The sequence below is a fragment of the Acidithiobacillus concretivorus genome, assembly GCF_018853445.1.
Classification (GTDB): Bacteria; Pseudomonadota; Gammaproteobacteria; order Acidithiobacillales; family Acidithiobacillaceae; genus Acidithiobacillus; species Acidithiobacillus concretivorus.
This window is the reverse complement of the sequence record NZ_JABELD010000057.1, coordinates 24734-31114: the sequence shown is the minus strand read 5'-3', so window position 1 is coordinate 31114 and position 6381 is coordinate 24734. Positions and strand designations below refer to the sequence as shown.

Annotated in this window: 8 protein-coding genes; 6 read left to right on the top strand and 2 right to left on the bottom strand. The window is 47.7% G+C overall.

Annotation, left to right across the window (positions count from 1 at the left end):
- The first annotated feature begins 135 nt into the window (after window positions 1-135).
- On the top strand, window positions 136-750 hold the full coding sequence (locus tag HJG40_RS08300; RefSeq protein WP_226857311.1) for a flagellar motor protein: 615 nt from the start codon (window positions 136-138) through the stop codon (window positions 748-750).
- Window positions 751-761: 11 nt separating this feature from the next.
- On the top strand, window positions 762-917 hold the full coding sequence (locus HJG40_RS08295; protein WP_215863749.1) for a hypothetical protein: 156 nt from the start codon (window positions 762-764) through the stop codon (window positions 915-917).
- On the opposite strand, the gene HJG40_RS08290 is transcribed toward HJG40_RS08295, so the two are convergent.
- Window positions 896-2008, bottom strand: coding sequence for a GGDEF domain-containing protein (locus HJG40_RS08290; protein WP_215863748.1), 1113 nt, complete (start codon window positions 2006-2008; stop codon window positions 896-898). The genes HJG40_RS08295 and HJG40_RS08290 overlap by 22 nt on opposite strands.
- 519 nt (window positions 2009-2527) lie before the next feature.
- Window positions 2528-3409 (bottom strand): GGDEF domain-containing protein, encoded by an 882-nt coding sequence (locus tag HJG40_RS08285; RefSeq protein WP_215863747.1) that lies wholly within the window; start codon window positions 3407-3409, stop codon window positions 2528-2530.
- Between the two features lie 142 nt (window positions 3410-3551).
- Here HJG40_RS08285 and HJG40_RS08280 point away from each other — a divergent pair, with 142 nt between their 5' ends.
- The 4 genes from HJG40_RS08280 to motB are packed head-to-tail and all read left to right on the top strand — an operon-like array spanning window position 3552 to window position 6369.
- Entirely contained in the window at window positions 3552-3986 is a 435-nt protein-coding gene (locus HJG40_RS08280; RefSeq protein WP_215863746.1) for a flagellar protein FliS, read from the top strand.
- 39 nt (window positions 3987-4025) lie between these two features.
- Entirely contained in the window at window positions 4026-4535 is a 510-nt protein-coding gene (locus HJG40_RS08275) for a flagellar basal body-associated FliL family protein (protein WP_215863745.1), read from the top strand.
- Window positions 4536-4548: 13 nt separating this feature from the next.
- Window positions 4549-5409 carry a flagellar motor stator protein MotA gene (gene motA / locus HJG40_RS08270; RefSeq protein WP_215863744.1) on the top strand — a complete coding sequence of 287 codons (861 nt, stop codon included), beginning with the start codon at window positions 4549-4551 and terminating at the stop codon, window positions 5407-5409.
- Window positions 5410-5415: 6 nt separating this feature from the next.
- Window positions 5416-6369, top strand: coding sequence for a flagellar motor protein MotB (gene motB / locus HJG40_RS08265; RefSeq protein ID WP_215863743.1), 954 nt, complete (start codon window positions 5416-5418; stop codon window positions 6367-6369).
- Window positions 6370-6381: the final 12 nt, after the last annotated feature.

Genomic DNA, 6381 nt, shown 5'->3' with positions numbered 1-6381 from the left:
CCACGGCGGAACCAATCCTAACGCGAGAGAAAACAGCTCTTCAGGGACCATCAGCTAACTCCAATTCAGGGCACGACCGCTCCACAGCATTCTACCCCCTACCCACTCAATCTGACGAAGAGCCTTGGTGGCACCATGGGAGCGGTGATGGTGCAGTATCGGCTTCCGGTTTTTGTGCGTTCATTAAAAATGGTGCCGTGGATTATTTTGCCCCCCAAAACTGATCCTCAGCCGATCATTCAAGAGCTTTTGGAATGGAGCAATACAGCGCGTAAAAATGGCCTGCTGGCTTTGGAAGGATTGTTAGAAGGCGTCACTGATCCATTTATGCGTAAAGGACTACAGATGTTGGTGGATGGCTCAGAGCCTGTCAAAATCCGTGCTACACTCGAAGTGGATATGGATTCCCGCTCGGAAATTGAACGTCAGGCAGCCCGGGTTTTTGAGTCAGCGGGTGGCTACTCGCCGACAATAGGTATCCTCGGTGCGGTTCTGGGTTTGATACACGTGATGGAAAACCTTGCCGATCCGGCAAAGTTGGGAGCCGGTATCGCCACAGCCTTCGTTGCCACAATATACGGGGTGGGCTCTGCCAATTTGCTGTTTCTGCCTATTTCCAACAAGCTTAAGGGTATTGTTCATCAGCAGAATTATTTGCGGGAGATGATCATTGAAGGTCTGGTCGGCATTGCAGAAGGAGAAAATCCGAAACTCATTGAAGGACGACTCCAAAGTTTTTACGCGGAATAAGGAGCACCCACATGGCTGATATTCCTTTTCGTCCAGTAGAAAGTGGCACTCAACCGGTTCAACCTTTGCGACCTGTAACTCAGGATCAAAAGCAAAATCCAAAATCGCCCAAAACCCCAAAGCGCAAGAAGGGGGAGCCTGGTCATCAAGTAGATGAGTTTGTCTGATCAGCCAGGTAAATACGCTGGCGCCCATCTGTTTTAGCGTGATACATGGCCTTGTCGGCTGCAGCTATGCTTTGTTCCTGACTGGAGGAATTTTGCCAGAGACTGATTCCTCCGCTGAAACTGATTTTCAGCGGCTGGTCTTGAGTCTCAAATAACCGCCGACCCAGTCGGGTTTGCACACGTTCCAGAATATCTAATGCATTTTCTGGCGTTGTGTCGGGCATCAAAATGACAAATTCTTCACCTCCGTAACGGGTGATAACGTCATTGGCGCGCAAGGTGTCCTGTAAAATTTGCGCCATCCCCTGTAACACCTGATCACCCAGATCGTGTCCGTGCCGGTCATTGACTTGTTTGAAATGGTCAAGATCAACAATGGCGACAGTCAGCGGCTGTTTGAGGCGCTGGGCTCTGGCGGATTCGCGAGCAAAGGCGGCGCTCAGCCCCCGCCGATTTAATGTGCCTGTGAGAGGGTCTACATGAACCAGCTGACTGATGGATTCCATTTCTTCTTCCAGCTTGCGAATTTTTTCCTGAGCAGCACTCAGGCGATTTTTTGCCTGGATCAAGGTATTTCTTGCTTCAATAGATTGCTTGGTGATGTTTTTACTGGTATCTAAAACTTCGCTGACAATTTTTCGTATTTTCTGCCAATCGGTCGCGCTATCCAGTTCATTGGCGAGGCTTTCCAGTTGCTGGTGATTGCGCCCGTTTTCTCCAGCCATACTTTCGACAGATAACAGCACCAGATTCACGAGATCACGAATAGCCTCGCGGGCTTCCCGGACCTCAGATTTCAGCTTTCCTTGCTGAAAAATGACTTCTTTCACCCTGCTGATCGCTAAATCCAGCTCTTCATGATTATCGGCAATTTGCACAGCCTGCCGTACAACATCCATTTGCCCGGACAAAAACGCATCATTATCCAGCAGATCGGCAACATTTCGTAACAGTAATTGCAAAAGTTCTTGTAATCCTTTGCGTATTTTTATTTCTTTCTCATCCAGCTTCTGCTGGTGATGTAAAAGATCTCTGGCTAAAGGAAACAATGCATCGGGTTGCACTGGGTTTTGGTTAAGAAGCTCATCCATTTGCTCCAGGAGGAGGGTGCTCGACGGGTCATGGTCTCGAACGGAATGGCGGATAACGGTCCGGAATAAATTCTGCCAGATCTCACAATGTACACCCTCAGAATCGTTCTTATTCATTTTTTCGGGGTCAATTTGTATCTGTCGCGTGGAAAGCTTTTCCCATTTTTGGAGAAGTTGATCCAACTTTATGGCTAAAGTGCTGGTATCTTTTTCTTCCAGAAGCTGGTTCTTAGCCAATATTTTTTGAAGATGCGACAAACCCGATTGAGATCTTTCCCATTCTGTACAGAAGCGTCGCACAAGATCACGCCAATTCATTGTCGGAGTGCTGTGTGCTCCTGAAATATCATGATAGTACTGCGTATAATTTTCGGGAGTCGGTGATAAACCAAGCTCCATAAGGCGTTTAAGGGCTTCCCGCGCAATTTCTGAGGGAGTATTGTGGGCCATGCTGATAATGCCTTTGATTTTTGCTACGCTCAAAAGCTATCGTAATAACTTAATGGAAAAAAGGAAAGGTCAAGGCAGTAGGCGGGCCTGATTTCGTCCTTCGTGTTTGGCCTGATACAGTGCGGCATCGGCAATGACAACCCGTTCATGAGATGGCACGTTAGGCAGCAAGGGGGTTATCCCAATGGAAATAGTTACTTGAACAGGGGCGTGTTGTTCCAGCGGAAAGGGGGCAGAGGCGATTTTTTGACAAAGTCGTTGGGCAGTAAGCAGAGCGCAACTTTTATGCATTTGCGGAAATATAGCCAAAAACTCTTCGCCACCGTAGCGATATAATCCATCGTACGGGCGCAATGCAGAGTGCAAACGTCGAGAAAGCTCCTTCAGGACTAGGTCGCCATTCACATGTCCAAAGCGATCGTTGAATGTCTTGAAATGATCAACATCCAACATGGCAATAAATGCAGAAGCACCACGGTCAACCAAGGCCTGTTCGCGACAAAGGTCATCCTCCATGCGGCGACGATTAAGCAGGCCAGTGAGTGGGTCCACTTCCCCCAAATTTCTACTGAATGCCACAATTTCGTCAAAACATTGGCGCTCAAGGGCCTCTGCAGCATTCATCACCGCAAATAAATCACTGACAGGTTCCTCATTTAAATTGAGATCTTGCAGTTTTTGCAGGATTTGGTGATAGCTTTTCTGCAGTTCCTGCCAAAACACACGACGTCCTTCCGGAACCCGTGATTCGGGGGTATGCAAGGACTGCAGTACGTCCTGCTCAGCTTGTCGGGGTAATGGGCGTCCTTGTAGGTGCTCGCGTAGCCAAAGCTGCCAGAATGATTTCCATGCCTCATAAAAATTGACGAGATCAACCAGATAGGGGCTGCTGTCAACTTGAGAAGCATTATTTTGATGCGCGTATGTTTCAGTTTGTGATCGTGCAGTCATGGCTCACCTCCGTTTGAGATTTTAAAAGCAAAAGCCATGCCATTTTTCTATTTTCCGGCTCAAGTCTTTGTTGGAAATGCATCCTTAAGTTTTTCCTGAGATGTGCCGTTATCCTGTTTATTACGGGGTGGGGAGATTCATTATGCACCATACATCAAAGCGATCTGCGCGTGACCAGACTCTGGATTCCATTCAGGAAACAGATTTTTCACTGATGCAGCTCGGTCTGGAGGGCGTTGTAGCCTATTTGCTGCGCATCAAGAACGCCCTTGATCACCGCGATTATGTGGCTAAACGTGTGGCAGTAGAACGCGCCGAGCAACTCGTACAACATCTGCTTCTGCATTTAGGAGAAGAAACACAAAAAGCAGTGATTGTGCGCCTGGACCGATTGTATCGTTACCTGCTTCTCAAATTGGCCCACTGCAATATGTTCAATGATCTGGAGGCGCTTTACGCTTGCGAGCCGATCATTGAGGATTTGCGACTGGAGTGGTCTATTGTACACGGAGAACAGAGAGATGAAGATGTCCGTTTTTCCAGGTTAATAGACTTTGATGATATGCTTGCTGGGTAAATTCTACATTATTGAGAAATAGATATAGGCAAGGATGCCATGGCAGAAAAAAGCGGAAAAAGTAAACTGATTATCATCTTGATTGCCGTCATCGTGTTGCTGGTGATTGTTGGTGGTGCTGCTGTCTGGTGGTTCATGATACGTTCTACTGCCGCTCCTACCCCAGCACAAATTGCCCAACAACAGGCTCAACAAAAACTCCAGAACACCAAGTTCATTGACCTTGGCTCCCTGGTAACCAATTTACAGAGTGCAGATGGCAATACGCACTACATACAGGTTCAGATTCAGCTGAAAACTTATGAGCCTTCGGTAGAAGCCTCGGTCAAATCGTACATGCCAGAAATTCGCAATGGCATTTTGCTGCTATTGAGTGCTCAGAATGCCGATACTGTCAGCCAGCCGGCGGTGCGTGATCAACTCCTGCAAAAAATTAAAGAGCAGGTTAATAAAGTGCTGGAAACAGATGGTGGTGCCCTTGCTAAACCAGCACCAGACAAAAGTCCTCCCATAGCGGCCGTTTATTTTGCCAGTTTTGTTGTTCAATAGTAGGATTTAACGCATGTTTCTGATTATTGGCTATGTGATTGCACTGGGCGCCATTTTTGGCGGTTTCATGCTGGAAGGCGGTGCTATCACTGCGCTGATTCAGCCTTATGAACTGCTCATGATTGGCGGCGGTGCTTTCGGCGCTTTTTTCGCGGCGACTTTTCCCCGCACCTTCAAGGCCGTTATCAAGTCGCTACCGCTGGCTTTCAAAGGGTCAAAGTACAATAAAGCCGTTTATATGGAACTGCTCAGTTTGCTCAACGAGCTTTTTGGTAAGATCCGTCAGGGTGGACTCATGTCTATTGAGGGTGATGTTGATGATCCGGCGGCCAGTGAATTATTCAAAAAATATCCGCGTATTGTTGCGGATCATCATGTCATGGAGTTCATGACCGACTATTTACGTCTAATGATCGGCGGAAATCTTGGCGCATTCGAAATGGAAAATCTCATGGATGTGGATATTGATACGCATCATCGCGAGATGGAAATTCCTATTCATGCTCTGGTTCGTACCGCAGACGGCATGCCAGCATTTGGTATTGTTGCTGCGGTAATGGGCGTGGTAAATACCATGGGCTCCGTGGATAAGCCGCCCTCCGTTCTGGGTGAGCTGATTGCAGCAGCCTTGGTAGGTACTTTTCTGGGTATTCTTTTGGGTTATGCGGTTTTGTCACCATTGGCTTCGCGAATGGAAGATCGGGCAGCAGAAGGAAGCAAGATTTTTGAGTGCATCAAGGTAGCGTTACTGGCGACTATGAATGCATACCCTCCCCAGGTGGCCGTGGAATTTGGTCGTAAAGTGTTATATTCGACAGAACGTCCGAGCTTTCAAGAGTTGGACAATCATTTGCGGGAGCTCAAGGGGAAATGACACATCATGGCTGAAGATGGGAAAAATAAGCCTATTGTCATAAAACGCATCAAGAAAGGGGGTGGTGGAGGACACGGCGGCGCCTGGAAAATCGCTTATGCCGATTTTATAACCGCCATGATGGCTTTCTTTCTGCTGATGTGGTTGCTGGGGTCTACGACCAAAGCACAATTACAAGGTATTGCCCAGTGGTTTAAAAATCCTGAGAGAGTATCTTTGATGGGCGGACCCGGAAGTGGTTCTTCCAATTCCATTCTTCCCGGTGGCGGCAAGAATCTGACGAAAACGGTTGGCGAAATTCAGCGCGGCGAAAAGCGGCAAAATCTTGCCAATAACCCGGCCATCACTACGGCTGAAGAAGCGGTGGATCACGAAAATCTGGAGCATTTGAAAAAGGCTCTGGAAGCACAAATCGCCAGCAATCCTGCACTGGCTGCTTTTCGTCATCAGTTGATAATCAATATTACTCCGGAAGGCTTACGAATCCAGGTGGTTGATAGTGCAAAACGTTCCATGTTTCCGAATGGAAGTACGATCCTCGAACCCTATGCCCAGACGATTTTTAGGGCCATTGCACCAACTTTGAATCAATTACCTAATCAGATCAGCATTACCGGACATACGGATGCCGTGCGGTATGCTAATGGCGGTAAAGGCTATAGTAATTTCAATCTGTCGGCGGGACGTGCCAATGCTGTTCGTCAGGTGCTGGTTCAGAATGGTTTGGATGAGAGTAAAATACTGAGAGTAGTCGGCATGGGCTCGGCGGTGTTGTATGTGCCCAAAAATCCGGACTCACCTTTGAATAGGCGCGTAAGCATTGTGGTATTAAGTCAAAAAGCGGCTTTACGAGTTGTTAATAATCAGAAATTGGAAAAAAGTGTAGATAATACCAGTGCTGCTCAACAAGTCATTGGTGGAGCTGGCGCATCAGGATGGCATCACCTTCCTCTACCTTGAGCCGTAGCATCT

Bases quoted from the DNA above. Each gene is read 5' to 3' on its own strand.
- HJG40_RS08285 (WP_215863747.1), bottom strand. From the start codon at position 3,409: ATGACTGCACGATCACAAACTGAAACATACGCGCATCAAAATAATGCT.
- HJG40_RS08275 (WP_215863745.1), top strand. From the start codon at position 4,026: ATGGCAGAAAAAAGCGGAAAAAGTAAACTGATTATCATCTTGATTGCC.
- motB (WP_215863743.1), top strand. From the start codon at position 5,416: ATGGCTGAAGATGGGAAAAATAAGCCTATTGTCATAAAACGCATCAAG.
- motA (WP_215863744.1), top strand. From the start codon at position 4,549: ATGTTTCTGATTATTGGCTATGTGATTGCACTGGGCGCCATTTTTGGC.
- HJG40_RS08300 (WP_226857311.1), top strand. From the start codon at position 136: ATGGGAGCGGTGATGGTGCAGTATCGGCTTCCGGTTTTTGTGCGTTCA.
- HJG40_RS08280 (WP_215863746.1), top strand. From the start codon at position 3,552: ATGCACCATACATCAAAGCGATCTGCGCGTGACCAGACTCTGGATTCC.
- HJG40_RS08295 (WP_215863749.1), top strand. From the start codon at position 762: ATGGCTGATATTCCTTTTCGTCCAGTAGAAAGTGGCACTCAACCGGTT.
- HJG40_RS08290 (WP_215863748.1), bottom strand. From the start codon at position 2,008: ATGGATGAGCTTCTTAACCAAAACCCAGTGCAACCCGATGCATTGTTT.